Origin of the sequence: Mesorhizobium sp. GbtcB19 (genome assembly GCF_019091085.1) — a bacterium.
Lineage (GTDB): Bacteria > Pseudomonadota > Alphaproteobacteria > Rhizobiales > Rhizobiaceae > Mesorhizobium.
In genome coordinates, this window is sequence record NZ_JAGXJY010000669.1 from 1 (window position 1) to 228 (window position 228).

Here is a 228-nt window from a genome sequence, read left to right on the forward strand (position 1 = left end):
ACCTGGTAAACCGCACCTTCGAGGTGAACCTTGCCGAGGTTTGCGAGCGCGAGGAGGCCGGTTTTCTTCCTTATTCGCCGCTGGCCCAGGGCTATCCCACGGGCAAATACAATCATGGCGCGCGGCCGCAGGGTTCGCGCTCGCAGCTCCTCAACCGCGGCCAGCGCTTCGAGACGCGGAATGCGGCGGAAGTGCTGCTGGAATACACTGAGTTGGCGCGCTCCTTCG

At 63.6% G+C, this 228-nt stretch carries 1 pseudogene; it reads left to right on the forward strand.

Annotated features, from left to right (window positions below):
- Positions 1–228: pseudogene (locus tag KVT37_RS33350) on the forward strand (aldo/keto reductase); the annotation flags it as partial.